Origin of the sequence: Microbacterium sp. BF1 (genome assembly GCF_019279095.1) — a bacterium.
In the GTDB taxonomy this organism is placed as follows: domain Bacteria; phylum Actinomycetota; class Actinomycetes; order Actinomycetales; family Microbacteriaceae; genus Microbacterium; species Microbacterium maritypicum.
The window spans coordinates 1-1,769 of the sequence record NZ_JAGYWT010000495.1 but is presented as its reverse complement, the minus strand read 5'-3'; the positions used below and the strand labels follow the sequence as shown (position 1 = coordinate 1,769).

1 protein-coding gene and 1 pseudogene are annotated in these 1,769 nt (G+C 66.8%); one reads left to right on the top strand and one right to left on the bottom strand.

Going from position 1 to position 1,769, the window contains the following annotated elements:
• Positions 1-12 precede the first annotated feature (12 nt).
• Positions 13-135: a hypothetical protein gene (locus tag KZA10_RS18790; RefSeq protein WP_374196596.1), complete on the top strand. Its 123-nt coding sequence runs from the start codon at positions 13-15 to the stop codon at positions 133-135.
• Here KZA10_RS18790 and mfd read toward each other — a convergent pair.
• Positions 84-1,769 (bottom strand): annotated as a pseudogene (gene mfd, locus KZA10_RS14085) (transcription-repair coupling factor); the annotation flags it as partial. The gene KZA10_RS18790 and the pseudogene mfd overlap by 52 nt on opposite strands.

The following is a 1,769-nucleotide window of genomic DNA, read 5'->3' as shown; positions in this document are numbered from 1 at the left end:
AAGGACGACGCGATCGACCTGGTCATCGAAGAGCTCGTCGACCGGTACGGAACGCCGCCGGAAGAGGTCGAGGGGCTGCTGGCGATCTCGTCGTCCTTGGCCGTCGCCGCCGAGGCGGCGGAGAGCTTCTGGTAGGCCTCCAGGCGCAGCCGCTCACTGTCGATGTAGTACTCGGGGATGCGCGCGTCGAGGGGAAGCTCGAGACGCAGTTCCTGCCCCGTCTCGACCTCGTCGCCGCGGAAGGTCGCCACCGCCTCGCCGATCATGCGCAGATAGAGGTCGAACCCGACGCCCGCGATATGACCGGCCTGCTCGGCGCCGAGCAGGTTGCCCGCGCCGCGCAGCTCGAGGTCCTTCAGGGCGACCTGCATGCCGGAGCCCAGGTCGTTGTTGACCGCGATGGTCTGCAGCCGGTCGGCGGCGGTCTCGCTCAGCGGCTTCATCTCGTCGTACAGGAAGTACGCGTACGCGCGCTCGCGCCCTCGCCCGACGCGCCCGCGCAACTGGTGCAGCTGGCTGAGCCCGTACTTGTCGGCGCGGTCGATGATGATCGTGTTCGCGTTCGCGATGTCGAGACCCGTCTCGATGATCGTCGTCGAGACGAGCACGTCGAACTTGCGCTCCCAGAAGTCGTCGACGACCTGCTCGAGCTGGTGCTCGCCCATCTGTCCGTGCGCGACGGCGATCCTGGCTTCGGGCACGAGTTCGGCGAGCTCGCTCGCGACGCGCTGAATCGACTGCACGCGGTTGTGCACGAAGAAGATCTGCCCCTCGCGGAGGATCTCGCGACGGATCGCCGCGGCCATTTGCTTGTCGCTGCGCGGACCGACGAAGGACAGGATCGGATGCCGGTCCTCGGGCGGAGTCGCCAGCGTCGACATCTCACGGATGCCGGTCACCGCCATCTCGAGCGTGCGCGGGATCGGGGTGGCGCTCATGGCGAGGATGTCGACGTTGGTCTTCATCTTCTTGAGCGCGTCTTTGTGCTCGACGCCGAAACGCTGCTCCTCGTCGATGATCATCAGACCGAGGTCTTTGAACATCACCTGGTCGGTGAGGATGCGGTGGGTGCCGATCACCATGTCGACGGACCCCTCCAGCAGACCCTGCAGAGTGAGCCGCGCCTCCTTGTCGGTCTGGAAGCGCGACAGCGGCCGCACCTTGACCGGGAAACCGGCGAAGCGCTCGGTGAACGTCTCGAGGTGCTGCTTCACGAGCAGCGTCGTCGGCACGAGCATCGCCACCTGTTTGCCGTCCTGGATCGCCTTGAAGGCGGCCCGGACGGCGACCTCGGTCTTGCCGAAGCCGACGTCTCCCGAGAGCAGGCGGTCCATCGGGATGGGCCGTTCCATGTCGGCCTTGATCTCGTCGATCGTCTGCAACTGGTCCAGGGTCTCCGCGAACGGGAACGCCTCCTCCAGCTCGCGCTGCCATGGCGTGTCCGGGCCGAAGGCATGGCCCTTGGCGCTCATCCGTGCGGAATAGAGCTTCACGAGCTCGACCGCGATGTCGCGGACGGCCTTGCGGGCCTTGCCCTTTGCCTGCGACCAGTCGCTGCCGCCCATCTTCGACAGAGTCGGGGCCTCGCCGCCGACGTACTTGGAGAGCAGGTCGAGCTGATCCGTGGGCACGAACAGCTTGTCGCCGGAGGAGGCGGAGTGAGCGTCGACCCCGATCAGGACAAACCCTTCGTGCTCGGGGGCATCTCTGGCCTCACCGAGATCGCGCAGCTCACCGGCCCCGACGCGATGAACGACACCGCTGCGGTG